The 26,652-nt window shown below is 68.2% G+C and carries 24 protein-coding genes; 11 read left to right on the forward strand and 13 right to left on the reverse strand.

Going from position 1 to position 26,652, the window contains the following annotated elements:
* Positions 1–2: 2 nt before the first annotated feature.
* Positions 3–944, reverse strand: a complete 942-nt coding sequence (gene ku, locus EV668_RS09850; protein ID WP_133769569.1) for a non-homologous end joining protein Ku — start codon at positions 942–944, stop codon at positions 3–5.
* A gap of 145 nt (positions 945–1,089) precedes the next feature.
* On the opposite strand from ku, the gene EV668_RS09855 reads away from it, so the two are divergent.
* A complete protein-coding gene (locus EV668_RS09855; protein WP_133769570.1) occupies positions 1,090–2,394 on the forward strand; it encodes an adenylate/guanylate cyclase domain-containing protein in 1,305 nt (434 codons plus the stop codon).
* 115 nt (positions 2,395–2,509) lie between these two features.
* Here EV668_RS09855 and EV668_RS09860 read toward each other — a convergent pair whose 3' ends face one another.
* Complete coding sequence (locus EV668_RS09860; protein ID WP_133769571.1) at positions 2,510–2,722, reverse strand: hypothetical protein; 213 nt, start codon at positions 2,720–2,722, stop codon at positions 2,510–2,512.
* Positions 2,723–2,918: 196 nt separating this feature from the next.
* Between EV668_RS09860 and EV668_RS09865 the strand changes: the two genes are divergently transcribed.
* Positions 2,919–4,118, forward strand: a complete 1,200-nt coding sequence (locus EV668_RS09865; RefSeq protein WP_133769572.1) for an O-succinylhomoserine sulfhydrylase — start codon at positions 2,919–2,921, stop codon at positions 4,116–4,118.
* Between the two features lie 959 nt (positions 4,119–5,077).
* Here the strand turns inward: EV668_RS09865 and EV668_RS09870 are convergent.
* Entirely contained in the window at positions 5,078–6,946 is a 1,869-nt protein-coding gene (locus EV668_RS09870; protein WP_133769573.1) for a hypothetical protein, read from the reverse strand.
* A 190-nt stretch (positions 6,947–7,136) separates the two neighbouring features.
* Here EV668_RS09870 and EV668_RS09875 point away from each other — a divergent pair, with 190 nt between their 5' ends.
* Together EV668_RS09875 and EV668_RS09880 are read left to right on the forward strand one after the other, a co-directional pair.
* Entirely contained in the window at positions 7,137–7,427 is a 291-nt protein-coding gene (locus EV668_RS09875; protein WP_133769574.1) for an HlyU family transcriptional regulator, read from the forward strand.
* A gap of 328 nt (positions 7,428–7,755) precedes the next feature.
* The gene (locus EV668_RS09880) at positions 7,756–8,226 is read left to right on the forward strand and encodes a hypothetical protein (protein ID WP_133769575.1); all 471 of its coding nucleotides are present in this window, start codon (positions 7,756–7,758) and stop codon (positions 8,224–8,226) included.
* 285 nt (positions 8,227–8,511) lie between these two features.
* On the opposite strand, the gene EV668_RS09885 is transcribed toward EV668_RS09880, so the two are convergent.
* The 6 genes from EV668_RS09885 to EV668_RS09910 all read right to left on the reverse strand — a co-directional run bounded on the left by EV668_RS09885 (position 8,512) and on the right by EV668_RS09910 (position 13,688).
* On the reverse strand, positions 8,512–8,754 hold the full coding sequence (locus EV668_RS09885) for a hypothetical protein (RefSeq protein WP_133769576.1): 243 nt from the start codon (positions 8,752–8,754) through the stop codon (positions 8,512–8,514).
* A gap of 214 nt (positions 8,755–8,968) precedes the next feature.
* Positions 8,969–9,304: a hypothetical protein gene (locus EV668_RS09890; RefSeq protein ID WP_133769577.1), complete on the reverse strand. Its 336-nt coding sequence runs from the start codon at positions 9,302–9,304 to the stop codon at positions 8,969–8,971.
* A 105-nt stretch (positions 9,305–9,409) separates the two neighbouring features.
* The gene (locus EV668_RS09895) at positions 9,410–11,128 is read right to left on the reverse strand and encodes a cation:proton antiporter (RefSeq protein ID WP_133769578.1); all 1,719 of its coding nucleotides are present in this window, start codon (positions 11,126–11,128) and stop codon (positions 9,410–9,412) included.
* Positions 11,129–11,206: 78 nt separating this feature from the next.
* Positions 11,207–11,974 carry an aldolase/citrate lyase family protein gene (locus EV668_RS09900; RefSeq protein ID WP_133769579.1) on the reverse strand — a complete coding sequence of 256 codons (768 nt, stop codon included), beginning with the start codon at positions 11,972–11,974 and terminating at the stop codon, positions 11,207–11,209.
* Positions 11,975–12,075: 101 nt separating this feature from the next.
* Entirely contained in the window at positions 12,076–12,915 is an 840-nt protein-coding gene (locus EV668_RS09905; protein ID WP_133769580.1) for an aldo/keto reductase, read from the reverse strand.
* Between the two features lie 11 nt (positions 12,916–12,926).
* The gene (locus EV668_RS09910) at positions 12,927–13,688 is read right to left on the reverse strand and encodes an SDR family oxidoreductase (RefSeq protein ID WP_133769581.1); all 762 of its coding nucleotides are present in this window, start codon (positions 13,686–13,688) and stop codon (positions 12,927–12,929) included.
* A gap of 200 nt (positions 13,689–13,888) precedes the next feature.
* Between EV668_RS09910 and EV668_RS09915 the strand changes: the two genes are divergently transcribed.
* The 6 genes from EV668_RS09915 (at position 13,889) to scpB (ending at position 20,984) form a co-directional block, all read left to right on the forward strand.
* A complete protein-coding gene (locus tag EV668_RS09915; RefSeq protein WP_133769582.1) occupies positions 13,889–14,833 on the forward strand; it encodes a ring-cleaving dioxygenase in 945 nt (314 codons plus the stop codon).
* A gap of 119 nt (positions 14,834–14,952) precedes the next feature.
* Positions 14,953–16,710 (forward strand): arginine--tRNA ligase, encoded by a 1,758-nt coding sequence (gene argS, locus EV668_RS09920; protein ID WP_133769583.1) that lies wholly within the window; start codon positions 14,953–14,955, stop codon positions 16,708–16,710.
* A 103-nt stretch (positions 16,711–16,813) separates the two neighbouring features.
* Positions 16,814–18,331, forward strand: a complete 1,518-nt coding sequence (locus tag EV668_RS09925) for an SPOR domain-containing protein (RefSeq protein ID WP_133769584.1) — start codon at positions 16,814–16,816, stop codon at positions 18,329–18,331.
* Positions 18,332–18,387: 56 nt separating this feature from the next.
* On the forward strand, positions 18,388–19,398 hold the full coding sequence (gene nagZ, locus EV668_RS09930) for a beta-N-acetylhexosaminidase (protein ID WP_133769585.1): 1,011 nt from the start codon (positions 18,388–18,390) through the stop codon (positions 19,396–19,398).
* Positions 19,399–19,437: 39 nt separating this feature from the next.
* Positions 19,438–20,241, forward strand: coding sequence for a segregation and condensation protein A (locus EV668_RS09935; protein ID WP_133769586.1), 804 nt, complete (start codon positions 19,438–19,440; stop codon positions 20,239–20,241).
* Positions 20,238–20,984 carry an SMC-Scp complex subunit ScpB gene (gene scpB, locus EV668_RS09940; RefSeq protein ID WP_133769587.1) on the forward strand — a complete coding sequence of 249 codons (747 nt, stop codon included), beginning with the start codon at positions 20,238–20,240 and terminating at the stop codon, positions 20,982–20,984. The genes EV668_RS09935 and scpB overlap by 4 nt, the downstream gene beginning before the upstream one ends.
* Positions 20,985–21,027: 43 nt before the next feature.
* On the opposite strand, the gene EV668_RS09945 is transcribed toward scpB, so the two are convergent.
* From EV668_RS09945 to bcsS, 3 genes are all read right to left on the reverse strand, one after another.
* Positions 21,028–22,020, reverse strand: coding sequence for an alpha/beta fold hydrolase (locus tag EV668_RS09945; protein ID WP_133769588.1), 993 nt, complete (start codon positions 22,018–22,020; stop codon positions 21,028–21,030).
* A gap of 338 nt (positions 22,021–22,358) precedes the next feature.
* Positions 22,359–22,697: an ethanolamine utilization protein gene (locus EV668_RS09950; protein WP_133769589.1), complete on the reverse strand. Its 339-nt coding sequence runs from the start codon at positions 22,695–22,697 to the stop codon at positions 22,359–22,361.
* 192 nt (positions 22,698–22,889) lie between these two features.
* Positions 22,890–23,645: a cellulose biosynthesis protein BcsS gene (bcsS, locus tag EV668_RS09955; RefSeq protein ID WP_133769590.1), complete on the reverse strand. Its 756-nt coding sequence runs from the start codon at positions 23,643–23,645 to the stop codon at positions 22,890–22,892.
* 240 nt (positions 23,646–23,885) lie between these two features.
* Here bcsS and EV668_RS09960 point away from each other — a divergent pair, with 240 nt between their 5' ends.
* Positions 23,886–24,155: an usg protein gene (locus tag EV668_RS09960; protein ID WP_133769591.1), complete on the forward strand. Its 270-nt coding sequence runs from the start codon at positions 23,886–23,888 to the stop codon at positions 24,153–24,155.
* A 186-nt stretch (positions 24,156–24,341) separates the two neighbouring features.
* On the opposite strand, the gene EV668_RS09965 is transcribed toward EV668_RS09960, so the two are convergent.
* Positions 24,342–26,621 carry an NADP-dependent malic enzyme gene (locus EV668_RS09965; RefSeq protein ID WP_133769592.1) on the reverse strand — a complete coding sequence of 760 codons (2,280 nt, stop codon included), beginning with the start codon at positions 26,619–26,621 and terminating at the stop codon, positions 24,342–24,344.
* Positions 26,622–26,652 lie beyond the last annotated feature (31 nt).

Here is a 26,652-nt window from a genome sequence, read left to right on the forward strand (position 1 = left end):
CTTCAGCTTGCCTTCCGCATCCGGCCCGACGAGCGGGCCGCGGTCCGGCGCGAGGTCGAGGCCGGCTTTTTGCGCGCGGGGGATTTCGGGGCGGCCTTTCCGCCGCCCTCCTCCGCCTTCCCCGAAGCCTTGGCCTTCGCGGGCGACGTCTTGGCCTCGCCCTTCCCCTGATCGGCCAGGCTCTTGCGCAGGGCATCCATCAGGCTGACCACGTTCCCCGTCTTCTTGGCGGCGGGGGCCGACTTGACCGGCCGGTTGTGGCGCTTGGCGTCGATGATCGCGAGCAGCGCATCCTGGTAGCGGTCCTCGAACTGCTTCGGGTCGAAATGCGCCATCTTGCGGCCGATGATGTGGGTCGCGAGATCGAGCATCTCGTCCGGCACATCCTTGTCCGCGATGTCCTCGAAGACCTCCTCGTCGGCCCGGACCTCGTAGGCGTAGCGCAGGGTCGTCGCGACGAGCCCCTTCCCCCGCGGCTCGAGCAGGATCGGCCGCTCGCGCCGGTAGAGCACGACGCGCCCGATGCCGCAGACGCCCTTCTCGCGCATCGCCTCGCGGATGACGGAGAAGGCCTCCTCCGCCATCGCTCCGTCCGGCGCGAGGTAATACGGCGTGTCGAGGAAGGTCTCGTCGATCTCGTCGCGGGCGACGAAGGTTTCGATGTCGATCGTGTGGTTCGATTCGATGGCGACGGAGTCGAAATCTCCCTCCTCCATCAGGATGTATTCGTTCTTGCCGACGGCGTAGCCGCGGACCTGCTCGTCCGCCTCGACCTCCGCCTCGGTCTCCGGATCGACCAGCCTGCGGCGAAGCCGATTGCCGGTCTCGCGGTTCAGGAGATGGAACGACACCCGCTCCCGCGACGTGGTCGCCGGGAAAAGTTGGACCGGACACGAAACCAGGGACAGTTTCAGATAGCCCTTCCAGTTCGCGCGCGCGGCCATGAGATACTCCTACTCGGGCTCGAACCGGGGCGACCCAATTCGGCTGCGACTTAACGACTCGTCCGGGCGAGTCGTTCCGCCCGCTCCGGCACGCGCTCATCGGACGCTTGCGTCTCGCGCCCGGGAAGGCCAATTACGTCGTCGGATGTCGCAGACGCCCCCTTCCCCCGACGAGCCCTCCGAGGCCGCGCCTGCTCCGACCGCCGCGGAGGCCGACGGGGGCGGAGCGTGCCTCGTGCCGCTCTCCATCCTCCCGAAGGCCGTCGGGATCCGGGACTGGCTCCTCGCGTCCACCGAGCTCCCGCAGACCCAGCTCCTCGCCGGCTTCGCCGAGCGACTCAACGAGATCGGGGTGCCGATCGACCGGCTGACGACGGCGATCGACGCGCTGCATTCGGAATATTCCGGCATCGGCCGGTTCTGGCGCAAGGGCGAGGGCTCGAGCCATCTCCTGTTCCCCTACGGCCCGGAAACGGACGCCATCTACGAACGCTCGCCGTTCGCGCATGTCCACCGGACAGGCGAGTGGCTGATCCTGAACCTCGACGAGACGCCGGATGACCGCTTCGGCATCATCCCCGAGCTGAAGGAGCAGGGATTCCGGCACTACATCGTCATCCCGCTGATCTTCTCCAACGGAACGCAGAACGGCATATCCCTCGCGACCGAGCAACCGAACGGTTTCGACGATCGCGCCATCGGCCTGCTCCGCTTCCTCGTGCCCACTCTCTCGGCCGCCATCGAAATGCGGTCCGTCGGGCAGAGGCTGGACAACGTGCTGCGGATCTATGTCGGCGACGAGCCGCATCGTCAGATCCTGTCGGGAGCGATCCGGCGCGGCCAGGTCTCGCGCATCCGCTCGGCGATCCTCTTCGCCGACATGCGCAGCTACACGCGCATCACCTCCGCGCTGACCCCGGAAGCCGCCGTCGAACTGCTGAATACCTTCTTCGACTGCCTCGTCCCTCCGATCGAGGCGGAGGGCGGAGAGGTCCTGAAATATCTCGGTGACGGCCTCCTCGCGATCTTCCGCGACCGAGGGGACGACACCGGCGGGACCGCGCAATCGGCCCTCAATGCGGCCATCGACGGGCTCGTGAAGCTGGAACAGGCGAACCAGGCCCAGGTCTTTCCGCAACTGATCAAGGCCGGGATCGCGCTGCATTACGGCGAGGCCGCCTACGGCAATGTCGGCTCAGGCAGCCGCCTCGACTTCACCGTGATCGGCCGGGACGTGAACCTTGCATCCCGCATTGCACAATTGAACAAGGCCTTGGGCGAGCCGCTCCTGATGTCCCGGCAATTCGCCGACCATCTCTGGGGCGATCCCGAACCGCTCGGCGACCACAGCCTGCCGGGATTCGAGCAGCCGGTATCGATCTATCGGCTGCGGCCGGCCGCTCCGCCCTCGGAGCCTCGGATCGAGGATCCCGAGCCGGCGGCGGCCTGAACACGCCGTTCGGATGTCACGGCCGACGCCCGCGAGCCGGTATGGAGCGGACAGCAAAAAGGGCGGGATGGCGCCCGCCCTTCGAGACAATCGCCGAGATCACCAAGACGCCGCCTCAGACGAAGTGGCGCTCGATCCGGCGCTCCAGGTCGTCCGTCATGCGACCGCCGCGCATTTCGATGTAGCGGGCGATCTCGCGCTCGGCGCGGCGCGTCTGAGCCTCTTGAACGGCACTCAGGATGCGGGCGAAGAAGCCGGACCGCTCGGTGGCCGAAGAGGAAACCTGGGAACCAACAAAACCATTGAGCTGAACAGAAGCCGCGGGCATGGATATCTCCGTAGGAACCGCGGGCGTTTCCTTCGTATGTTGCACTGCAATATAAGGGGATGCCGTGGTTTGGTTAGGTGTCGTCTCGCAAGGTCGACCTGCGTTTTCCGCATGCCGTGACGCGTAATCAGTCAACGCCATGCCGTCAGAACATGCACGCCCTCTTGGCCGTGCCAACCCGCACGGTTTCCATCCCATGGCCTTCCGTTCCCTGCCCCCCTCGCTCCACCCCGAGACCCTGCTCGTCCATGGCGGATCGTTGCGCTCCGAATTCGGCGAGACCTCCGAAGCGATCTTTCTGACCCAGGGCCACGTCTACGGCAGCGCGGAGGAGAGCGAGCGCCGCTTCTCCGGCGACGAGCCGGGCTTCATCTATGCCCGCTTCTCGAACCCGACCGTCGCGATGTTCGAGGCGCGCATGGCCGCGCTCGAAGGCGCCGAGGCCGCACGCGCCACCGCAACCGGCATGGCGGCCGTGACGGCGGCCCTCGTCGGCCAGTTGAAGGCGGGCGACCACGTGCTCGCCGCGCGCGCCCTCTTCGGCTCCTGCCGCTACGTGATCGAGGAGTTCCTGCCGCGCTTCGGGGTGGAATCCACCCTGGTCGACGGACGCGATCTCGATGCCTGGAAAAGAGGCATCCGCCCGAACACCAAGACATTATTCCTCGAAAGCCCGGCCAATCCGACGCTCGACCTCGTCGACATCGCGGCCGTCGCCCGCATCGCGAAAGCGGCCGGGGCGACGCTCGTCGTCGACAACGTCTTCGCGACGCCGCTCTTCCAGAAGCCGCTCGAACTCGGGGCCGATTGCGTCGTGTATTCGGCGACCAAGCATATCGACGGCCAAGGGCGCTGCCTCGGCGGGGTGATCCTCGCCTCGGCCGCGTTCATCGACGCCCATATCCAGACCTATCTGCGCCAGACCGGGCCGGCCATGTCGCCCTTCAACGCCTGGGTGCTGCTCAAGGCGCTGGAGACGCTGCCCCTGCGCATCCGCCAGCAGGCGGCGAGCGCGGCCCACATCGCCGACGGCCTCGCGGGTTCGGCGGGGATCGCCCGGCTCGTCTATCCCGGCCGGCCGGACCACCCCCAGGCCGATCTCGTCGCGCGCCAGATGACGGGCGGCTCGACCCTGATCGCGCTCGAGATCGACGGCGGCAAGGCTGCGGCCTTCCGGTTCCTCAACGCGCTGCGGCTCGTGCTGATCTCGAACAACCTCGGGGATGCGAAGAGCCTCATCACCCACCCGGCGACGACGACCCACCAACGGTTCACCCCGCAAGCCCGCGCCGAGATGGGCGTCGGCGAGGGCCTCGTCCGGCTCTCGGTCGGCCTCGAACATGCGGACGACATCCTGACGGATCTGAAACAGGCCCTCGCGGCGTCGCGGGCCTGAGAGACGGCCGGCCTCTGCACGACCCACCGGCCGAACCGAGATCGCTCATCATCGGGAAGCCCCACCGGCGTCGACCCCCTCGGCAGCCTCGTCGGCGTTCTTCAAGGACGAAGACCCGGCTCCAGCCACCGTGAATTATCGGCGCCCGAAGGTTGCATTTTCACTTGTCATTCACGCAGTGCGCGCTATATGTTCATCCGACAGGAGGGTGCCATGGCTCGAATCTGGATTAGCGCAGTCACCGTGTTCGTCGCGCTTCTTCCCTATGTGGAAGCATTGGCCGGCCCGACCAACCCGCGTTGAGCGTCATAGGAACCGAGCCGCGCGACCGGTCAGGAGCGGGCGGAGCCACCGGCGCTTCAACCGGCGGCTGAAGACGCCCCGCCTAGCGACGGTTGGCCACCGCCGTACTCGGCCGCCGCCATCGGTTCTTATCGTCGGTTGCAACGGCTATCTGCGGTCGCCGCTTCGGGCGGCCGCATCTGTCATCGGTATCCACGATCAGGTGGTCCCTGCTCTCGGTGGGAGCGTAGCTGAAAGTCGTCGCCGGCATTGGTGGCTGCTGCCAGGCGCCGCTCGTCGGATGCTGTGACTGGCGTCCACGCTCAGCCCCATCCAAGCAATCGCTGCCCGGCCGGCCACTTCGCTCACGTCCATCGGCGCCGCACGCGTCAGTCACGGGCTCCGCACATTCCCTCTCGGACACCGCCGACTTCGTTACGGGCTCCCTCCGCCTTCCCCTCGCGGGCGGCGCTTCCCTCGCAGGCAACGCGCCCCCACGGGCGCCGCACCTTTACTCACGGACACCGCCGGCTCCCTCACGGGCTCCGCCTTCCCTAGCGGGTGGTGCGCTCCCCTCGCAGGCGACGCACGCCCCCACAGGCACCGCACCTTTCCTCCCGGACACCGCCGACTTCCTCACGAGCTCCGCACCTTCCGCTCGCAGGCCGCGCACGTCCTCACGGGCACTCGTCCCGCCCTTCCTTCAGTTGCACGTCGATGCGCTCGGCCCGCGCAGCATATCCGCTCCGGGTATCGCTCGCATGCGCCCGGTCGATCTTCGTGTCCCAGCTCCCCTCGCTTACCTGCCGGCGATGACCTCCGTTCAGGTAGTCGTCCTGAAACGAGAGGGCGTCCCGCGCATGCGTCAACGCCGTACAGAGCAGCGCGCGTCGCCTCGACCGACTGCTCTCCTTCGCGGCCAGCGCCGCGTTGATCGCCGCAATCGTGTCGTGGAACGCCGCTTCGGTGCGCACGCTGTTGAACCGATCGTCGCTCTGCCCGTGGATCCGCAGGCAGGAGAAGTTGAGGTTCTCGAGCTGGCTCATTCTTTTGCCGAACAGCCTCGTCCTGCTCTCGCTGTCGATCAAATCGGGACTGGTCGACGTGAAGTAGAGGTAGCTGTTGACGTAGCTGAAGTGGACCAACGCGAAGATCTTGAAGTTCGCGCTCGTGGCACCGTGACATCGGGCCGGCGCGAGGGTGTCGAGGAGGCCGTTCTTATAGATCGTGCCGCTGAAGCCGACCCACGGAACCCTGCTCAGGATCAGTTCCCCCTGATCGAGCGATTCACGGATCCAGCCCATGCTCAACCGCCTCATCGCGGTCGCGCCGTCCCCGAAATCGAGGCTCGCTCCGTGTGTCAGCAGCCGGTAGCGGGGAAACAGGAAGCGACGGCCATCGGCTTCCTGGAGGTTCGGCCGGAAGCCTTGAGCCCAGAGATCGAACTGCCACAGGGCGGCGTGAGGCTCGCCGATGGCATCCAGCATGAGCGCGGACAGGATCGTTCCGTATGGGAGCTTCGGATTAAACGTATTCGGGTGAACGTGATCCGCAATGATTTTATCTCTCTCGGTCTCCGTCGGACAATATTCGGCTCCTCTTACCGCGACCTGAGACGCTCCGTCGTCACCGGAGCGCAGGACGATTTCGCAGCTCACGGTCCAGATCAGCTTGAGCCCTGCTATGATCTTGTTGATATTGCCGCGCTGCCGTTCCTGATCCGAGCGTGATCGCGGCGAGGAATCGACGAATGCTCGGAAATCGTCGACGAAGTGGCGCGGCACGACGAATTCCGGAGAATTGTATCGGCGGACGTCATGCATCATCTCGACGATGTTGCCGATCGGATAGGCCACGCGCCGTGCGAATTTGTGATCGTTGCCGAAGGTCTCGTCCTGATCGACTGCCTCGTCCCCCGCGACGCCCCCCTCGGGCGGTTTACCCGGGAGTGCGGCCCTGAAGAGTTCGTCGTGGAACGCGATGTCTTCCTTGATGTGGTTCGGCAGGTTCCGCATGAAGCGCAGCAGCGTGGCGACCTTGCTTTCCCCGGATTTGACATTGGCCAGCGTCGGGGTCGGAGCGAGCCGATGCTCCGTCGACGCGCCGGCCTGGGCTGAGAACTCGATCCCGCCTCCGCCGATCGACACCTTCTGCAGACGGGCGAGCCAGCCATACCGGTCCTCCGACACGATCAGACTGACAAACAGCACGCTGACCAACAACGGCAGGAACGCCCGTGCCCCCGCGATGGGCTGATCCTGGGAGACGACGCCGGCCGAACGTGCCGGAGGCACGACGAGCGTGCGGAGCCAGATGCCGAAACCGACGCCCGCAGCGATCGGCAACAGGACGGATTTGAACGCCTCACGCAGGCCGAAGATGCCTCTCGCCTCGAGCAGGAACTCATAGAGCGCCAGACCGAAGACCATGACGAGGCCGACACGGATGGGCCACCAGGCGAGATCCCGCCAGCCTCGTGGCGATTGGTCATGCCAAAGATGGGCGAGGCCGAAGCCGGACATCATCCCGAGCCAAAGGAAGAACAAGGCCCCCTCCCTTCCGCCGACGACCGCCGCCGATGACTACCCATACGTGCATCAATGACACGATAACAACCATCAGTACTTGAGGCCGGAGTCAAGCCGGCACGCATGCGGCCGGCGCACCGCCGCGATCGAGCGATTTGCCATTCCGGCCCTGTCCGGGGCAGGAGGGGACGGAACGCGGGAGAGCGAGATGTCCTTCTGGAAGCGCATTTTCGGTGGCGGGGCGGACGACAAGGAGCCGGGTGCCCCGACGACGACCGCCGAGGTCGAGCATAACGGTTTCACGATCCTCGCTCAGCCCTACAAGGCCGAGGGCGGCTACCAGACCGCCGGCCTCGTGACGAAGGGAGAGGGTGAGGCCCGCCGGGAGCATCGCTTCGTGCGAGCCGATCGTTTCCCGTCCCTCGACGACGCTACCGAATTCTCGCTGCGAAAGGGCCGCCAACTGGTGGACGAGCAGGGCGAGCGGATGTTCCGATGATCGATCCGTCGCCGGCACAGATGCATGATTGCGCCCTGAAGCATCGCATCTCAGGCCGACGGAACGTTATATCGCGACCGAAGAACGGAAGTAGTCATCTTTCCTCCAAGGTTTAGCTTGGAAACCCACCTCGGAATTACTATTCGCCACATCCCAGCGCGCGAGACGCTCGGCCTCGTGCCTGCTCGCACCGATCGGGCGGGCGGAGATTGTCGCACCCTGCAACAAATAACCTCGGCCGGACTTGATGCGGCATCGACGAGGCGAGACGTCCCCCGACACCTGGCGACGCAGCGCTCCGCGATCGATCTGACCTCGGAGGTACGAGATGAATCAAGTGACGAAGGGTGCCATCGTCGGCGGGGCCTTGCTGGCGGCAGTGGGAGTGACGACGGCCGCGTCGGCGCAGCAGCCGCTGGCGGTCGTCGTGCGGCCGGTCGCGGCAGTGGTCCAGGCCCCTTTCACGCTGCTGGGGCTGCCCGCGACGACGGGCTACAATCCGGAGCCCGCTCGGCAGGCAGCGGTCGCCTATACATCGTATGACTGGGCCGTCGTCCGTCCTGGCGTCCTGAAGGCGACCGGGCCGCATCACATCAACCCGGCCAACGCCGATTACCGCCGCCCGATCGTCCTGCGCCGCGGCTCGACGGTGCCCGCCTATGTCGAAACGGCGCCCGTGGCGAACATCTCGACGCCCGGCATGGTCCGGAACGCCACCTACGACTTCTTCGTCTCCCCCCAGCGGCACGTGGTGTTCGTGCACCCGGTCACGCGGCAGGTCGTTCAGATCACGCGCTGAGGCCAATGGGAGCCGCCCCGAACTCGGGTGCGGCTCCCGTTGGATGAACGGCCGGGACGCCGCGTCGACGCGTGAACGGCAGCGCTCCGGCTCACAGCGAATTGCCGCGTGGCCTGCGACATGACGGGTTGGCGCCCAGCGCCCCCGGGCGTGGCCGCCGCCATCGGCGCATTCGCCTGATGGTGTCGACCCACGCGCGGACCGTCCGTTCGAAGCGGTTGGGATTAATGCGTCGCCGGTCGATACCGGGAAATCTTCTGCCGGCCCGACCGGTCCGGACGCCGATTACCGCGCGAAAGCGAGGGCTGCGACGAGCACCGAAATCCACACAAGGATCCCTAGCCAGGCCGTGCCCGCAGAAGAGACCAGCACGGTGCCGGTATCCGTCCGCCTTGCGAAGCCCCGATTGAATTCGGCCGCGGGGGAGTCCAGCCCGGCCGACCTGATCCTCCCAAGCGACAGCAACGGCAAGCGACGGCGACCGGTGTGATAGCCGAACCGGTCGAACAGCAATTCGAGGGCGATCACGTCTGACCCCTGGGACGAGCCAGTCCTCACCGGATGGCGATGTCGTGCAGGAGGGCCCGAGGCAATTGTCGCCGCACATGGCACGAACGCCGTGGTCCCTCACGACGAAGGCCGCCCTCGTTCATCACGAAGGCGGCCTCTTGCTGTCTGTCCTCCCCAGACGGAGGTCGCGCTGGATCGGGCTTCAGCCGCCAGCGCGGCCGTCCAGGCCCGCTCAGTCGTAGAAGAAGGAGCCGTAATCCACGGGCCCGAGCGGGTTGCGGGCGCCGATGAAGGGGCCGTTCGTCGTCGGATCGGGCAGCGTGCCGGCGCCGTAGCGATCCCGATCGTGAGCGTACGGGGGGCTGTTCACATAGGACACCATCTGGCCGTAGGCGCTGGCCGGGTTCACCATGCTGTGGGGCGACACCACGGTGCCCGGGTTCAGGAACGATTTCGCCCGAACCGTCAGCCGGAGGGGTCCGTTGACGTGGTAGGATTGCTGGGCCTCCGCCACGCCGGCCCCGAGCGTGACGAGGGCGGTGGCGAGAGCGAGTGCAGAGACGCGCATCGGGTGGTCCTTCGGCCGCGAATCGGCCCGTATCCATGAAGGCGATCGCGCCTCAAAAGTTCCCTAAAGCGGCCGGATTCTCGGCGGATTCCAGCGCATGGCAGCTCATGCGAGGACCTCCTTGCGCTCGGCAAGCCGCCCGTCGACCTTCGCCCGCTTCTCGTCGAGATGGCCGCCCTGGGCGGCGGCCAGCGCCTCGCGGATATCCTGGGCCAATGCCAGCCGGATCAGGGTCACGTAATCGGCGCCGGCCGCATAGAGGCTCTCGACGTCGTCCAGCGTGTCTGCCGGCGCGATGATGGTCGCGTTCGGATTGAGCGAGCGCAGGAGACGGACGAGACGTTCGTTGGTGATCCCCTTCAGGAGATAATCCGGGACGGACAGGACGAGGATCTCGGCGCTCTCGACGCCGGCATGGATCAGCGTCTCCCGCTGGGAGATGTCGCCGTAGCGGACCCGGACGCCCCGCGTGGTGAGGTTCGAGAAGACGACCGGATTGAAATCGACGACGCCGACATCCTTGAGGAGTTCGGGCTCCTCCCGCTCGAGATCCGCCACGAGCGAGCTCGCCGTCCGAAAGAAGCCGAGCAGAAGGATCTTCGCGCCATGGCCTTCTCCGAGCCCTTCGGCCGGCGCGCCGGCATCGAGGTCCGGCAACCCGAGCGCCTTCAGGAGGCGCACAACCCGGCGTGTGATCCAATCCGAATTCGTCATCGCGAAGGAAGACACGACGGCGAGGATCACGAAGGCGAAGGAGGTCGCGTTCTTCACGTCGGCCGAGACGTGTCCCGCAGCGAGGCCGAGCGTCATCAGGACGAGCGAGAATTCGCTGATCTGGCAGAGGTTGAGGGCGGGCAGGAAGCTCGCCCGGATGCCCTGCCGCAACAGGTAGAGGGCCGGGAAGGTCGTCAGGATGCGGCTGACCACGACGAAGGCGGCGATTCCGAGCGTCAGGCCGATCACCGCGGAGGTCGGGATCGGGATCGTCATGCCGAGGCCGACGAAGAAGAGGGTGACGAAGAAGTCGCGCAGGCTCGTGACCTTCGCCGTCACGTCGAGCGCGTAGGGGAAGGTGGAGAGCGCCACCCCGGCGACGAGCGCGCCCATCTCGCGCGACAGGTGCAGGCGCGCGGCCAGTTCGCTGCCGAAGAAGCACCAGGCCAGCGCGCCGACGAGAACGAGTTCAGGCTGCCGCGCGATCGAGCGGAAGAACCTCGGCAGCAGGTAGCGGCTGATCACGAACAGGGTGACGACGAGCGCCATCACGCGTCCGACCGACAGGAAAAGCACGCTGAGATGGAGGTCGTTCAGGCTCGGCTGGACCGCCAGGAACAGGATCGCGAAGAGATCCTGGAGCACCAGGAGCCCGAGCGTGATGCGCCCCGGCAACGTGTCGAGTTCGCGCTTCTCGTAGAGCACCTTGACGATGATCACGGTCGAGGACAGGGCCGCGGCGACGCCGAGATAGAGCGCATCCCAGCGCTGACCGCTCATCGGGAACCCGATCAGCGCGAAGACGGCGACACCGAGGATCGCTCCTCCGACGATCTGCGACGCCGCGCTGCCGAGGATCGCCGCGCCGGACCGGATGATCTTCTTCAGGTCAATCTCGAGACCGATCATGAAGAGCAGGAAGATGAGGCCGAGCTCGGAGATCGTCTCGATCGAATGCTGTGACTGGACCAGCGACAGGCAGGTCGGGCCCACCAGGAAACCGGCGACGAGATAGGCGAGGATGACCGGCTGCCGCGCATATTGCGACAACACGCCGAGGATCCAGGCCGCGATCGTGCAGGTCGCGATGTCGACGAGAAGACTATGCATGGAAGCCTGTGCGGATGGACGGGGCTTGGTCCCTGCCCCGCGGCATCATCCTGCCACGAGGCGGGAGGAACGAGACGATCAGACCGTCTTGAACCGTGCGGCGAGCGCTTCGGCGTTGCGCGCGAGCAGGCCGAGATCGGCCCCGACGGCGGTGAAGGTCGCGCCCCATTCGATGTAGCGCCGCGCCTGTTCCTCGTTGCCGGTCAGGATCCCCGCCGGCTTGCCGACCGCCTTCAGCCGGCCGATCGCGTCCCGGATCGCATCCTGGACGACGGGATGGGCCTGGTCGCCGAGATGGCCGAGCGAGGCCGAGAGATCGGCCGGGCCGATGAAGACGCCGTCGACGCCGTCGACCCTCGCGATCGCTTCCAGATCATCGAGCGCTTCGCGCGTCTCGACCTGGACGAGGACGCAGATCTCGGCCGGCGCCTTGTGCAGATAATCCTTGATCCGACCATAGCCGCCCGCCCGGCCGCTGGTGGTGATCCCGCGGATGCCATGGGGCGGGTAGCGCGTCGCGGCGACCGCCGCCTTCGCCTCCGCCTCGTTCTGCACGAAAGGCAGGAGCAGCGACTGGGCGCCGGCGTCGAGGAAGCGCTTGATCAGGACGGGATCGTTCCAGGCGGGCCGCACGATCGGCGTCGCTGTGCTGGTCGCGAGGGCCTGGAGCTGGGCGACGACGTCGGGGACTTCGTTCGGCGAGTGCTCGGTATCGATCAGGATCCAGTCGAACCCCGCCCCCCCGATGATCTCCGCGACGATCGGGCTGCAGAGGCTCGACCACAGGCCGATCTGCCGCTCGCCGCGCAGGATGGCGGCCTTGAAGGCGTTTCGCTTGATCTCCACGGCGTCCCCCGTCCCGAGCCGCCCTCGGCCCGTATCGGCTGGTGTCGATCCGCCAGCCTCGAAAGTCCAGCGCCAAGCGGGGCTGCAAGCGAGGCCGAGGGTCAGATCATCGGCAGATGGCGCGGCTTGCGGCCGAGCGGGAACGCGGCGTCGAGCCGTGCGATCTGCGCCGGGCCGAGCACGAGATCGCCGGATGCGGCGTTGTCGCGGGCATGGGCCACGCGCGATGCCTTCGGGATCGGAAAGACCGACGGGTGCCGGGCGAGAAAGGCCAGAACCACCTGCCGCGGGCTCGCGCCCGTCTCCGCCGCGACCTCCTCCAGCGCCCGCCGGGCCGGCGAGCCGGCCTCGGGAAACTCGCCGTGTCCGAAGGGGCTGTAGGCGACGAGGGCGATCCCGTGCGTCTCGCAGAACGGCAGCACGGCATGCTCGATCGCCCGCTCGGCCGGATGGTAGAGCACCTGGTTGCAGGCGATGCGCCCTTCCCCGGCGACGGCGACCGCCTCGGCGAGATCGTCCTCGTCGAAATTGCTGACGCCCCACGAGACGATCTTGCCCTGCTCACGGAGCGTCTCGAAGGCCGCGAAGGTCTCCTCGAGCGGCACCGGGCCGCGCCAATGCAGGAGGTAGCTATCGAGCCGATCCGTCCCGAGCCGCTTCAGGCTGCGCTCGCAGGCTGCGATGGTGCCGGCCCGGCTCGCGTTCTGAGGCAGCACCTTCGAGACGAGGAAGACCTCGTCCCGCCGCCCCGCGATCGCCTCGGCGACGAGCGGCTCGGCCTCGCCGTACATCTCGGCCGTGTCGACATGCGTCATGCCGGCATCGAGGCCTGCCCGCAGGGCCGCGAGCGCCTCCGGCCTCGCCTCGTCGTCGAGGAGCCAGGTGCCCTGCCCGATCACCGAAACGGAGCGGCCCGTCGGGCCGAAGGGTCGCGTCTGCATGGCCGATCTCGCTACCGTGCCGTCCAGCCGCCGTCCACGAACATCGTCGAGCCGGTGCAGAACGAGGATTCGTCGCTCGCCAGGAAGAGGATCGCGTTCGCGATCTCCTCCGGCTTGCCGAGGCGGTTCATCGCCTGCCGGGATTCGAGGCCGTGGCGGAAGGCGGCCGGGTCGTTCGACTGGGCGAGCATCCGGTCGAAATAGGGGGATTCGATCGTGCCGGGCCCGACCGCGTTGCAGCGGATGTTGTCGGCGACGTGGTCGAGCGCGACGGCCCGCGTCAGGCCGGCGACGGCCCCCTTCGAGGCGACATAGGCCGCCCGGTCCGTGACGCCGACCCGCGAGGTCGTCGAGGCGGTGTTGACGATGACGCCGCCGCCCTGCGCGCGCATGATGGGCACGGCGTATTTGCAGCCGAAGAAGACCCCGTTGACGTTCACCGACAGCAGCGCGTTCCAATCCTCCTCTGAGGTCGATTCCACGGTGCCGACGATGCCGTAGCCGGCATTGTTGACGAGGATGTCGAGGCGGCCATGCGCGGCGACGGCGGCCTCGAGCAGGGCCTTCACCTCGGCCGAGCGCGAGACGTCGACCTGACGCGCGCTCGCCTTGCCCCCGGCCGCCACGACATCGGCCACGACGCCCTCCACGGCCTCGGCATTCTTGTCGGCGAGAAGGAGGGTCGCGCCCTCGCGCGCGAAGAGCGCAGCCGTCGCCCGCCCGATCCCGGATCCGGCGCCCGTGATCACCGCGATCTTGCCACCCAGCCTCATTGCGTTCTCCCGTTGCTCTTGATGCGCCGAGCTATAGGGGCAGGTAGCCTCCCTGTCTTCGCGAAACGGACCGTTCGCGAAATGGACCTTGGCGCGAGGCGCGGGCGCCGCCACGTAGGACCCAGCGAGGCCTAAGCGGCCTTCTTCCAACCATGCGAGGCCGGCCGCAGATCGCGCGCCCCGCCTCAGGGAGCACGTCCATGGACCTCACCGGCATCCACCATCTCACCGCCGTCACGGCGGATGCGCCGCGCAACCGCGACTTCTACACGCGCGTCCTCGGGCTCCGGCTCGTCAAGAAGACCGTCAACCAGGACGATACGAGCGCCTATCACCTCTTCTATGCGGACGGGAAAGCCTCGCCGGGCTCCGACCTCACCTTCTTCGACTTCGCCGCCTCGCCCGAGCGGCGCGGCACGCGCAGCATCAGCCGTACTGGGCTGCGGGTCGCGGGCGCCGACGCCCTGGCCTACTGGGCGAAGCGCTTCGACGAGGAGGGCGTCACCCATGGCGGCATCGTGCAGCGCGACGGGCGCGCGGCGCTCGACTTCGAGGATTTCGAAGGCCAGCGCTTCACGCTCGTCGACGATGGCGGCCAGGGCGAGGCGCATCCCTGGGAGCGCTCCCCCGTGCCGGCGGAGCATCAGATCCGCGGCCTCGGCCCGATCACGATCAGCGTGCCCTCGCTGGAAGGCACCGACCTCGTGCTGACGCGGGTGATGGGAATGCGCTCCGTGCGCGACTATCCGACGCCCGGCAACGAGGGCTCGACGACGCAGGTCTACGAGATGGGCGCCGGCGGCGCGGCGGCCGAGTTGCACGTCGCCGTCGAGCCCGGCCTGCCGGTCGCGATGCCGGGAGCCGGGGGCGTGCACCATGTCGCCTTCCGCATCCCGGATGCGGATTACGACGCCTGGGCGCGGCGGCTGCAGGAGATCGGCGTCCGCTCGAGCGGGCCGGTCGACCGGTTCTACTTCCGGAGCCTCTATTTCCGGGAGCCGGCCGGCATCCTGTTCGAGATCGCGACGGACGGACCCGGCTTCACCGCGGACGAGCCGCTTGAGACGCTCGGCGAGAGCCTCGCCCTGCCGCCCTTCCTCGAGCCGCGCCGGGCCGCGATCGAAGCCGGGCTGAAGCCGCTCTGAAGGGCCGGTGCCCGCCTGCCGCGGTTCTGTGGCGGCGGGCACCTACCCTTCGCGGCCTCCGGTTGCTATGCCCCGGCCTTGCGGCCGCGGCGCGGCCGATTGGCGGATTGCGATCACCCATGAACATTTTCGGGCTCTTCGAACGGCGTGTCGCGGAAGGGCTGGAGCGCCTCGCCGCGGCCGGGCACCTGCCCGCCGGGCTCGACCTCTCGCGCGTCCTGGTCGAACCGCCGCGCGATCCGAGCCACGGCGACATGGCGACCAACGCGGCGATGGCCATCGCCAAGCCCGCGCGCATGAACCCGCGCGCGCTCGCCGATCTTCTCGCCGAGGATCTGCGCACCGATCCGCGCATCACCGAGGTGTCGGTGGCGGGGCCGGGCTTCATCAATCTGCGCCTCGCGCCTCACCTCCACCACGAGGTGATCCGGGCCGCGCTGCTCGATCCGGCAGGTTTCGGCCGCAGCGGGCGCGGCGCCGGCGAGGCGGTGAACGTCGAGTACGTGTCGGCCAATCCGACCGGACCGATGCATGTCGGCCATGGGCGCGGCGCGGTGTTCGGCGATGCGCTCGCGAACCTGCTCGCCTTCGCCGGCTACGAGGTGACGCGCGAGTACTACATCAACGATGCCGGCGCCCAGGTCGACGTCCTCGGGCGCTCGGCCTTCCTGCGATATCGGGAAGCGCTCGGCATGGATGTCGGTCCGGTGCCCGAAGGCCTCTATCCGGGCGATTACCTGAAGCCCGTCGGCGCCGCCCTCGCCGAAGCGCACGGCTACGCCCTCGCGCAGATGCCCGAGGAGGAATGGCTGCCGATCGTCCGGCAGGCGGCGATCGACGCCATGATGGACCTCATCCGCGCGGATCTCGCGGCGATCGACATCCGGCACGAGGTCTTCTTCTCGGAGCGTTCCCTGACCAAGGGGGAGGTCGACCAGATCGGCGCGACCATCGCCGAGCTCCGCGCGCGCGATCTCGTCTATGAGGGGCGGCTCGAGCCGCCGAAGGGCCAGCCGATCGAGGATTGGGAGGATCGCGAGCAGACGCTGTTCCGGGCCAGCCGCTTCGGCGACGATGTCGACCGTCCGCTCCTGAAGTCGGACGGCTCCTACACCTATTTCGCCGCCGACATCGCCTATCATCGCTCGAAGTTCGAGCGCGGCTTCCGCCACATGATCGACATCTGGGGCGCGGATCACGGCGGCTACGTCAAGCGGATGACGGCGGCCGTGAAGGCCGTGAGCGGCGGCGAGGCCGACCTCGACGTCAAGCTGTGCCAGCTCGTGAAGCTGCTGCGCGGCGGCGAGCCCGTGAAAATGTCGAAGCGCGCCGGCGACTTCGTGACGTTGCGTGATGTGGTGGATGAAGTCGGACAGGACCCCGTCCGCTTCATGATGCTGTACCGGAAGAACGACGCCCCGCTCGATTTCGACCTCGCCAAGGTGCTGGAGCAGTCGAAGGACAATCCGGTCTTCTACGTCCAGTACGCCCATGCCCGGATCGCCTCGGTGTTCCGGCAGGCGGCCGAGGCCCTCGGGCGCGCGCCCGAGATGAGGTCGCTGGCCGATGCGGACCTCTCCCTTCTCGTGGACGAGGCGGAGATCGATCTCGTCCGGCGCATCGGGCAGTTCCCGCGCATTGTCGACGCGGCGGCGGCGGCGCACGAGCCGCACCGCATCGCTTTCTACCTCTACGAACTCGCAGGTCTTTTCCACGCCTTGTGGAACAAGGGCAAAGACCTGCCGCAATTACGGTTTGTTAAGCACGACGATGAAAGGTCGACACTTGCCAGACTCGCACTCGTCGGGGCGCTGAAGGGCGTGCTGGCCTCGGGTCTGGCCATCCTGGGCGTGAAGGCGCCGGACGAGATGCGCTGAAGCCAGGCTCCCTCCTCGGAACCGGCTTGCATCCGCCGCCTTGTCGCCCACCTCTTGGTCTAGGACCGGCAGCGGCCCTTGGACCGAGCCGGAGAGCGTGTTCATGAGCGAAGCCAGAACTCATCGCTTCGAGATCGATATCGACGAGATCGAGCGTCAGCTGCGCCGCTCCATCGAGGAGCAGCCGGCGGCGAAGCCTGATCCGCTGGCCGAACTCGCGCGCATCGTCGGTCAGGACGATCCCTTCCGAGGCATCCTGCCCCGCGATGCGGCTCAGCCCGCGCCGCGGCCCGCGCCCCAGCCCCAGGCGGCGCTGCCGCCCGCCTCCCATGGGCGGGACGAGCTGCCGCCGAACGTCCATGTCTTCCAGCGGCCCGCGCAGCCTGCGCTCGAACAGCCGCCGGCGCCGGCCCGGTACGACGACCTGCCTCCCCAGCAGCAGGAGCCGGCCTACGCTGCCGATCCATATTCGGCCGAACCGCAGATCCGCGCCGAGCAGCCTGCGCCGCAGGAGAATCTGTACGATCCCGTCTCCGCCGCCTACGGCTCGCAGGACGCGGCGCTGGCCGAGGAGGATTTCAAGCCCCTGCACCGGCGCCGCTCGCGCGGCCGCCTCGCCGTCGTCATGGCGGGATTGCTGGTGACGGTCGGCGCGGTCGCCGGCGGCCTGTATCTCAGGAGTTCCGGCAGCCTGTCCTCGGGGCCGAAGCTCATCACCGCCGATACGAGCCCGCTGAAGGTGGCGCCGGAGAATCCCGGCGGCCTCCATGTGCCGAACCAGGATCGGAAGATCTACGAGCAGCCCGGCACCCGCGACGTGCCGAGCCGCGTCGTCGATGGCCGCGAGCAGCCGATCGACGTCCGGGCCGCCGCCCGCAACATGCCGGCGCCTGTGACGCCCGCGCCGACGGCGCCCGGCTCGGAGCAGCCTGCCGCCGAGACGGGACAGGGCGGCTCCACCGTCGCGAGCGCCCTCGGCGAGCCGCGCCGGGTGCGCACCGTCGCGGTCAATCCGGACGGCAGCCAATATGGTGCCCGCACGCCCGTCGCGACCTCGCCTTCGGGAGCCCTGGTTCCCGGCGGAGAGGTGCCCTCTCCGGTCTCCGTGACGACGGTTCCCGTCGGGAGCGATCCGGCCTCCGCCGCCCCGGCTCCGCCGGTTGCCGAGGCTCCCGCCCCGACCGCGCCCGAGCCTGCCCCTCCGCCGGCCATCGCCAGTGCCGGCGAGCCGAGCACGCTCGCCCCGGTGATGGATGTCATGCCGCCGAGGCGTCCGCGCTTCGACGCTCCGGCCGAACCTCCCGTCCGGACCGCGGCCCTGCCGACCGAGCGGCCGAGCGCCGAGCGGCCCGCGGCGGAGAGCCCTGCAGCGGGACGGGCCAACTTCTCGGTGCAGATCGCCGTCCGGTCGTCCGAGCAGGAAGCGCGTGAGGCCTGGGGCCAGGCGCAGGACAAGTTCGGAGCGGCCCTCGAGAACAAGCCCGCTCGCCTGACGACGGCCAATGTCGGCGGCCGCACGGTCCATCGCGTTCGCCTCGGCCCGATGACCAAGACGGAAGCCGATGCGATGTGCGCGCGGCTCAAGACCAGGGGCGGCGCCTGCTTCGTCGCCCAGAACTGACGGCAGGCCCGAACGGGCCCGGCTGAGCCGGGCCCCCTTCACGACGGGATATCGAGATGCGGGCATTCGTGGCCGGCTGCTCCGGGCCGGACCTCACGGCGGAGGAGCGCGCGTTCTTTCGCGAGGCCGATCCGTTCGGATTCATCCTCTTCCGGCGGAACGTCGTCTCGCCCGAACAGGTTCGCGCGCTGACGGCCTCGCTGCGCGAGGCGGTCGGACGGGCGGATGCGCCCATCCTCATCGATCAGGAAGGCGGCCGGGTGCAGCGGCTCGGGCCGCCGCACTGGCCCCGCTATCCGGCCGGCCGGACCTATGGCGCGCTCGGGGCCGACGCCATCGAGGCGCGCGACGCCGCCTTCCTCGGCGCCCGGCTGATGGCGCACGACCTGCGCGAACTCGGCATCACCGTCGATTGCGTCCCGGTGCTCGACGTGCCCGTTCCCGGAGCCCACGACGTCATCGGCGACCGGGCCTATGGCGAGGATCCGGAGACCGTGACGGCGCTCGGCGGCGGCGCGGCGGAGGGCCTCCTCGCCGGCGGCGTCCTTCCCGTCGTCAAGCACATCCCCGGCCATGGCCGTGCGGGGGCGGACAGCCACCTCGCCCTTCCGCGCGTCTCCGCCTCCCTGGACGACCTGCGGGCGCGGGACTTCGTCCCCTTCAAGGCCCTCGCCCACCTGCCGGCGGCCATGACCGCCCATGTCGTCTACGAGGCGATCGATCCCGACGCTCCGGGCACGACGTCGCGCCGCGTCGTCCAGGACGTCATCCGCGGCGAGATCGGCTTCGACGGCCTCCTCTTCACCGACGACCTCTCGATGAAGGCCCTCGCCGGCCCGTTCCGCACGCGGATGGAGGCGGCGATCGCGGCGGGCTGCGACATCGGGCTCCACTGCAACGGGGACCTCGCCGAGGCGCGCGCGGTGGCGGACGGAGCGCCGCTCCTCGCGGGGCGCGCGCTCGAACGGGCCGAGGCGGCTCTCGCGCTCATCGCCGCGGGACCGGCGGAGTTCGATCCTGTGGATGCGAGGCTCGCCTTCGAGACGCGACTCGGCGCGATCGCGTAGAATTCCGCCCGTCATGATGCGACGGGCCTGAACGAACGGATGGCGAAGGAGATCCCTTTCGAGGAGGACCGGCAGGAGCGTGCCTCGGCCGATCCGACGCTCGTCGTCGATGTCGGCGGCTTCGAGGGGCCGCTCGACCTCCTGCTCGACCTCGCCCGGCGCCAGAAGGTGGACCTGCACGAGATCTCCGTCCTCGCGCTCGCCGAACAATACCTCGCCTTCATCGAGGACGCCCGCGCGATGCGGCTCGAACTCGCCGCCGATTATCTCGTGATGGCGGCCTGGCTCGCCTATCTGAAGTCGCGTCTTCTCCTGCCCGAACCGCCGAAGCCCGAAGGACCGAGCGCGGAGGACCTCGCGACCGCCCTCGCCTTCCGCCTCCGCCGCCTCGAGGCGATCCGGCAGGCGGCGAAGCTGCTGGGCGAGCGCGCGCAGCTCGGCCGCGAGATCTTCGCCCGCGGCGAGGCGGAGCCGCCGGTGTCGACGAACGCCCCGATCCGATACGAGGGCAACCTCTACGACCTCCTCGCCGCCTATGCCGCGCGGCGCCAGCGCCATCTCGGTGCCCGGGTCACGGTGGCGCGCCGCGCCGTCTGGACCCTCGCCGAGGCGCGGGAGGCTCTGGAGCGCCTCGTCGGCTGGGCGAGCGACTGGGTGGAGCTGGACTCGTTCCTTCTGCGCTATCAGGCGGAGCCGCAGATGCGCAGCACGGTCCTCGCCTCCGCCCTCTCGGCCGCGCTGGAGATGGTGCGCGAGGGCAAGGCGAGCATCCGCCAGGACGCGCCCTTCGCGCCTCTCATGATGAAGCGCGGCGAGCCCGCGCTGCGGCTGGTCGCGCCATGACGCAGGCCGCCAAACGGAACACCGACACGGCAGGCGGAAACGCGGTCCTCAAGCAGATCGCGGCGATCTCGCGTTCGCTCGCGGCCAAGCCCGTCGAGACGCCCGCGCCGGAATCGATCCGCATCGCCGAGGCTCTCATCTTCGCCTCGCCGCAGCCGCTGAAGGCCGAGGCGATCGCCGCCCGCCTGCCGAAGGGCACCGACGTCGAGGCGGTCCTGCGGATGATCGCGGCAGCCTATGAGGGGCGCGGCATCAACCTCGTGCGGGTCGCCGGAGGCTGGGCCTTCCGGACCCCGACCGACCTCGCCTACGCCCTCGCCGACGAGGCGGCGCCCCCGCCGCAGAAGCTCTCCCGCGCGGCGATGGAGGTGCTCTCCATCATCGCCTACCACCAGCCGGCGACGCGTGCCGAGATCGAGGAGATCCGCGGCGTCGCGACCTCGAAGGGAACCCTCGACACGCTGCTGGAAGCGGGCTGGATCAGGCTGCGCGGCCGCCGGAAGGCGCCCGGCCGCCCCGTCACCTTCGGCACGACGCCGGCCTTCCTCGCCCAGTTCGGGCTCGACGCCATCACGGACCTTCCCGGCCTCGAGGAGTTGAAGGGGCTCGGCTTCCTCGAAGGCCGCGTTCCCAAGGGGCTCGACGTGCCGATGCCCTCCGATTCCGACACGCTGGCACCGGACGAGGAGCCGCTCGAGGCCGACATGCTGTCGGTCACGCCGCTCGAGGTCGACGAGGAATAGAGGGCCGGGCCGGTGAGGCCCTGCCCTCCTAATCCATCGAGGCCTATTGCTTCTTCAGTTCGCGCAGCAGCGCCTCGTGGAAGCGGTCCGGCGCCTCGACCTGCGGCGAGTGACCCATTTCAGGGAACTCGACGAGCGACGCGCCGGGGATGCGCTCCGCGGCCGCCTTTCCGAGACGATCGTAGCGGCCGAGCGTCCCCGCCAGCTCCTTGGAGGCCCGGTTGGCCCCGGGCGCCGTGCGGTCCTTGCCGCCGATGATCAGGACGGTCGGGACGCGCAAAGCGGGCAGTTCGTGCAGGACCGGCTGGGTGAAGATCATGTCCCCGGTCTGGGCGCTGTTCCAGGCAACCCGTTCGGCACCCGGGCCGGCATAGAGGCCGGCCTGCATCTGCACCCAGCGATCGTATTCCGGCCTCCAGACGCCGTTGTAGTAGAATTTCAGCTGGTAGGCCTTGATGCTGTCGAACGTGGTCTTGCGCTCCGCCTCATAAGCCTTCTCGATCGGAAGCCAGGGCACGCCCGCGGCCTGCCAATCCTCGAGGCCGAGCGGCGCGACGAGGACGAGCTTCTCCACCCGCTCCGGCATCATCAGCGCGAACCGGGTCGCGAGCATGCCGCCCATCGAATGACCGAGGACCGTCGCCTTCTCGATGCCGAGCGAGGACAGGAGCCCGGCCGTGTTGGTCGCCAGCTGCTGGAACGAGAACTGATAGCCGGCAGGCTTGGTCGACTTGCAGAACCCGACCTGGTCGGGCGCGATCACCCGGTAGCCGACCTTGGTCAAGGCGGCGATGGTGCCTTCCCAGGTCGCCGCACAGAAGTTCTTGCCGTGGAGCAGCACGATTGTGCGCCCGTTCGCCTTCTCCGGCCGCACGTCCATATAGGCCATCGAGACGTCCTGCCGCTGCGACGTGAAGCGGTGATGCTTCACCTCGTGCGGGTACTCGAATCCGTCGAGTTCGGGGCCATAGGTCTCCGCGGCCTGGGCGCCCAGGCTCGCCATCATAGCGAACGCGACAAGGATCGGTCTCTTCATCCAGATGCTCCAGCGTGAGGAGGCATCCTCCTAGCCGGACGCGACGACCGAATGGCGACCCGCCGGTGCGGCTAATCGGCAGGGTCCGTCGCCGCATCTGAGCGACCGGCAACCGTCGTCGAACATTCAGCTGGCCGCAGCGGCATGATGCCGTGTGCTAAGCGCTGGGCGCCCCGCCGCAGCGATCAGCTCCAGTCCTGCTCAGCCTGTTCGGCATGTGTGTCCGATATCGTTAAACGACCTTGTCGCTCACCACCGGCGGGAAGCTTATCCATCTTCTCTTCTATCGGACAGGTGTCGGCTTTCTCAAATATCCGCGCCGTTGATCACCCTTCCGGCTATTGCCAGTGAGGATAGGTCACATAAGCTGTCACGGCGCCGTCTTCGTGAGAGCGGATTTTGACCTTGTCGCCCTTCTGCATGGCGATGATCTCTCCTCGTCCCGCCGTCACCGACTTGTGGCCGTCGGAGACGGTGATCGTTCCTTCAAGGATGATCATCGTGTCGTGCACGGCCATGGTCTCCTCCAAGGTCTGAGACGGCCCAAAGCGCCCGAAGCCGATGGTGACCGGCCCGCCGTGACGCTGGTCCAGGAGGTTGCCCGTGAAGACGTCGCCGTCCTGACCCGGCGAGCGTTCCAGCTTTGCGTCAGCGAAGGCGAACTTGTGGATCGTCATGGCTTACATCCTTTGTGATCGGGATTTCGGGCCAAAGCGCATCCACAGAGGACGAATTCCGGGACGTCGGCGTGCAGCGCGGCGGCATCCGGCCTCCGCATCCGGTGCGGACAGCCAGGACTGCTTCCTATGTTGGGGGCTGCGACAGGTCGGACAAGGTCAGAGGATCAAGCGAGCCTGAGAGCCGTCTGATCACAGCCGCATCCAGGCGCTGATCGAGGCGTAGGGCGTGAGGGAGCGGCGGCCGTCCTCCGTCATCCAGCCGGCCGAGAGGCGGAGCGTCACGATGCCGAGGGCGAGGCCGGTGACATGCCCGCCCCATCGCGTCTCGCGGTAGGTCGGCGTGGTGTAGAACGTCACCTCCGGCCCGAGATAGGCGTTCGAGAAGGCCCGGATCCCGCCCGACATGCGGGCCCAGACGCTCTCGTTCGCCGAACTCAGGATCACCGTCCCCGTGATCAGCGTGTCGGGGCTCGGATGAGCCCAGAGTTCCACCTGCGCGCGGCCGCCGAGCCGGGGCTTCGAGAAGTTCGCGAACCGCCCCCGATGGGTAAGCTGCTCCTGGAACAGTTCAGGACCCGCATAGGCGGCGAGATAAAGCGGCCCCAGCATCGTCTGCCAGCCGAGCGAGGCGCTCGTCTGATGCGTGAAGCGCCGGACCGCGACAGCGCGACCGTCGATGACGATGCGCTCGTGCGTGAGGCCGATCCCCGTGAGTTCGAGCCCGAGAAGGCCCGGGCGGTCGAGCGTGCCGGTCAGCGCCTGTTTCGAGCCGCCGCTGAGAAAGACCGAACGGCCGCCATCGGCGCCTGCGAAGAGGACGAAGCGATGATCCTCGGGACGCAGGAAGAGCGCCTCGTCCTTGGCGAGGACGCTCCCCGGCCCGAGCGCGACCGTCAGCGCCGAAAGGCCGACGACGCACGCGATGAGCCGGGCGATACGCGACACGGACGCAACCCTCGGGGAGCCGGTCTCTTAACCATATCGGCGGGGCGGGCGGATGCCAGCGCCGCCGCATCCCGGCACGGGGTTTGCGACGAGGTGTGTGATGAAAGTCGCGCCGAATTCGACGTGAATGCGGTTCACATTCGACGCGGTTTGAATCCGTTAACGAATTCGGGGCGACACTTCATCGTCGCCCAAATCGAAAGACGACAGGAGTTACACTCAACAACGCGAGGTGGTTCGATGGTCTCCGAAGACTTCACCCGTCAGATCCAAGGTTACGGCCTCACCACGGCCACCATCCTGTACGGACTGCCCGACCATCCGCGACTGCTCCAGACCTTCGTCTGGCAGAACTACGACCTCGCTCCGCGCTTTCCGGTGCTGCGCAAGTTCCTCGACTTCTGGCGCCGCGAACTCGAAGGCCCGCTCCATTCGGTCACGGTGGCGCACAGCGTGCTCATCAAGCCCGCCGAGTTCAGGTCCGTGAATGGGGAACTGACCTACCACTGAGGGCCGTGCGAACGGCGCATCCCACGATCACAGTCCGAACCGCGCTCGATCCTGCCCTCTGGGGGCAAGTCGGCGCCAGCCGACCGGGGTGGGGTGATGCCCGGCTGGGTTCTCCCCACCCCGGTTCGACGCTTCGCGTCGACTCGGCCCTCCCCTCCGGGGAGGGATCGAGCGCCTATCCTCGGCCTACCCCGACTGCGCCTCCACCACCGCGACCGCCGTCAGGTTGACGATGCCGCGCGCGGTCACGGAGGGCGTGAGGATGTGGACGGGTTTCGAGGGCCCGATCAGGATCGGACCGACCGGCAGGGCATCGGCGAGGATGCGGACGAACTGGAAGGCGATGTTGGCCGCGTCGAGATTGGGCATGACGAGGAGGTTCGCCTCGCCCTTCAGCGCAGCGCCGGGATAGACCCGGTCGCGGATCATCTGGGACAGGGCCGTGTCTGCGGCCATCTCGCCGTCGACCTCGAGGTCGGGCGCCATCTCGCGGACGCGGGCGAGCGCGGCCCTCATCTTCTTCGCCGAATCCGTGTCGCCCGAGCCGTAATCGGAATGCGACAGCAGGGCGGCCTTCGGCGTGATCCCGAACCGTTTGACGTGGTTCGCGCAGGAGATGGTCATCTCCGCGATCTCCTCGGCCGTCGGATCCGGCCGGACATGCGTGTCGGCGAGGAAATAGGGCCCCTTCGACGTGATCATCAGGCTCATCGCCGCGAGCTGCTGATGGCCCGGCGCGAGGCCGACGATGTCGGAGATGTGGCGCAGGTTCGAGCGGAAGCGCCCCTCAAGCCCGCAGAGCAGCGCGTCGACGTCGCCGCGCATCAGCGCGATCGAGCCGATCACCGTCGCGTTGGTGCGCACCAGCGTGCGGGCGGCATCGGGCGTGATGCCCTTGCGCCCCGCGATCTCGACGAAGGTCTGGACGTAGTCGCGATAGCGCGGATCGTCCTCGGGATTGATGAGGTCGAAGTCGCGGCCGGCCGCCAAGGAGAGGCCGAAGCGCTTGAGCCGCGCCTCGATCACGGCGGGACGACCGATCAGGGTCGGACGCGCGAGCTTGTCCTCGACGACGGCCTGGACGGCGCGCAGCACGCGCTCGTCCTCGCCCTCGGCATAGGCGACGCGCCGAGGCGAGGCCTTCGCCGCGGCGAAGAGCGGCTTCATGATGAAGCCCGAGCGGAAGACGAAGCGCCCGAGGCTCTCCGCATAGGCGTCGAGATCCGCCACGGGCCGGCGCGCGACCCCGCTCTCCATCGCCGCCTTCGCGACGGCGGGCGCGATGCGCAGGATGAGGCGCGGATCGAAGGGACTCGGGATCAGCGAATCCGCTCCGAAGGGGCGCGCCTCGCCGCCATAGGCCCGGGCCACGACGTCGGACGGCGCCTCACGGGCGAGGGCCGCGATGGCGCGAACGGCCGCGCCCTTCATCTCCTCGTTGATGGTGGAGGCGCCGACATCGAGGGCGCCGCGGAAGATGTAGGGGAAGCAGAGGACGTTGTTGACCTGGTTCGGGAAATCCGAGCGCCCGGTGCAGATCAGCGCATCGGGACGCGCCTCCCGGGCGAGTTCCGGCATGATCTCCGGCGTCGGGTTCGCGAGCGCCATGATCAAGGGGTTCGGCGCCATGGATTTCAGCATCTCGGGCTTGATGACGCCCGCCGCCGACAGGCCGATCACGACGTCGGCCCCCTCGATCACCTCCGCGAGGGTCCGCTTGTCGGTCTCCTGCGCATAGACCTCCTTCCAGCGGTCCATGAGGGTGTTGCGGCCCTTGTAGACGACGCCCTCGATGTCCGTGACCCAGATGTGCTCGCGCGGCACGCCGAGGGTCACGAGCAGGTTCAGCGTCGCCAGGGCCGCCGCGCCCGCGCCGGAGGTCACGACCTTGATCTCGGAGAGCTTCTTGCCGCCGATCTCGAGTGCGTTGAGGACGGCCGAGGCGACGATGATCGCGGTGCCGTGCTGGTCGTCGTGGAAGACCGGGATGTTCATCCGGGCCTTCAGCTTGTCCTCGACGTCGAAGCACTCGGGCGCCTTGATGTCCTCGAGATTGATGCCGCCGAAGGTCGGCTCGAGCGCGGCGATCACGTCGACCATCCGGTCGACGTTGAGTTCCTCGATCTCGATGTCGAAGACGTCGATGCCGGCGAATTTCTTGAACAGGACCGCCTTGCCCTCCATCACCGGCTTCGAGGCGAGCGGGCCGATGGCGCCGAGGCCGAGCACGGCGGTGCCGTTCGTGACGACAGCGACGAGATTCTGGCGGGCGGTGAGTTCGGCCGCCTGATCCGGATCGGCAGCGATGGCCTCGCAGGCGATGGCGACGCCCGGCGTGTAGGCGAGCGCGAGGTCGCGCTGGTTGCCGAGGGGCTTGGTCGGTTGGATCTCCAGTTTCCCAGGCCGCGGATTTCGGTGATAGAAGAGCGCGCTGCTCTTCAACTCGTCCGAAACGTTGTCCGCCATCCCACCGATTCCCTGTGCTCGCACGCGCCGG

The sequence above is a fragment of the Enterovirga rhinocerotis genome, from assembly GCF_004363955.1.
Classification (GTDB): domain Bacteria; phylum Pseudomonadota; class Alphaproteobacteria; order Rhizobiales; family Beijerinckiaceae; genus Enterovirga; species Enterovirga rhinocerotis.

Excerpts from the sequence above, each read along its gene's own strand:
- EV668_RS09925 (WP_133769584.1), top strand. The coding sequence starts at position 16,814 with ATGAGCGAAGCCAGAACTCATCGCTTCGAGATCGATATCGACGAGATC.
- EV668_RS09965 (WP_133769592.1), bottom strand. The coding sequence starts at position 26,621 with ATGGCGGACAACGTTTCGGACGAGTTGAAGAGCAGCGCGCTCTTCTAT.
- EV668_RS09875 (WP_133769574.1), top strand. The coding sequence starts at position 7,137 with ATGTCCTTCTGGAAGCGCATTTTCGGTGGCGGGGCGGACGACAAGGAG.
- ku (WP_133769569.1), bottom strand. The coding sequence starts at position 944 with ATGGCCGCGCGCGCGAACTGGAAGGGCTATCTGAAACTGTCCCTGGTT.
- EV668_RS09895 (WP_133769578.1), bottom strand. The coding sequence starts at position 11,128 with ATGCATAGTCTTCTCGTCGACATCGCGACCTGCACGATCGCGGCCTGG.
- EV668_RS09960 (WP_133769591.1), top strand. The coding sequence starts at position 23,886 with ATGGTCTCCGAAGACTTCACCCGTCAGATCCAAGGTTACGGCCTCACC.
- EV668_RS09910 (WP_133769581.1), bottom strand. The coding sequence starts at position 13,688 with ATGAGGCTGGGTGGCAAGATCGCGGTGATCACGGGCGCCGGATCCGGG.
- EV668_RS09915 (WP_133769582.1), top strand. The coding sequence starts at position 13,889 with ATGGACCTCACCGGCATCCACCATCTCACCGCCGTCACGGCGGATGCG.
- EV668_RS09880 (WP_133769575.1), top strand. The coding sequence starts at position 7,756 with ATGAATCAAGTGACGAAGGGTGCCATCGTCGGCGGGGCCTTGCTGGCG.
- EV668_RS09950 (WP_133769589.1), bottom strand. The coding sequence starts at position 22,697 with ATGACGATCCACAAGTTCGCCTTCGCTGACGCAAAGCTGGAACGCTCG.
- EV668_RS09945 (WP_133769588.1), bottom strand. The coding sequence starts at position 22,020 with ATGAAGAGACCGATCCTTGTCGCGTTCGCTATGATGGCGAGCCTGGGC.
- EV668_RS09860 (WP_133769571.1), bottom strand. The coding sequence starts at position 2,722 with ATGCCCGCGGCTTCTGTTCAGCTCAATGGTTTTGTTGGTTCCCAGGTT.
- EV668_RS09890 (WP_133769577.1), bottom strand. The coding sequence starts at position 9,304 with ATGCGCGTCTCTGCACTCGCTCTCGCCACCGCCCTCGTCACGCTCGGG.
- EV668_RS09935 (WP_133769586.1), top strand. The coding sequence starts at position 19,438 with ATGGCGAAGGAGATCCCTTTCGAGGAGGACCGGCAGGAGCGTGCCTCG.
- argS (WP_133769583.1), top strand. The coding sequence starts at position 14,953 with ATGAACATTTTCGGGCTCTTCGAACGGCGTGTCGCGGAAGGGCTGGAG.
- EV668_RS09905 (WP_133769580.1), bottom strand. The coding sequence starts at position 12,915 with ATGCAGACGCGACCCTTCGGCCCGACGGGCCGCTCCGTTTCGGTGATC.
- EV668_RS09865 (WP_133769572.1), top strand. The coding sequence starts at position 2,919 with ATGGCCTTCCGTTCCCTGCCCCCCTCGCTCCACCCCGAGACCCTGCTC.
- EV668_RS09855 (WP_133769570.1), top strand. The coding sequence starts at position 1,090 with ATGTCGCAGACGCCCCCTTCCCCCGACGAGCCCTCCGAGGCCGCGCCT.
- scpB (WP_133769587.1), top strand. The coding sequence starts at position 20,238 with ATGACGCAGGCCGCCAAACGGAACACCGACACGGCAGGCGGAAACGCG.
- nagZ (WP_133769585.1), top strand. The coding sequence starts at position 18,388 with ATGCGGGCATTCGTGGCCGGCTGCTCCGGGCCGGACCTCACGGCGGAG.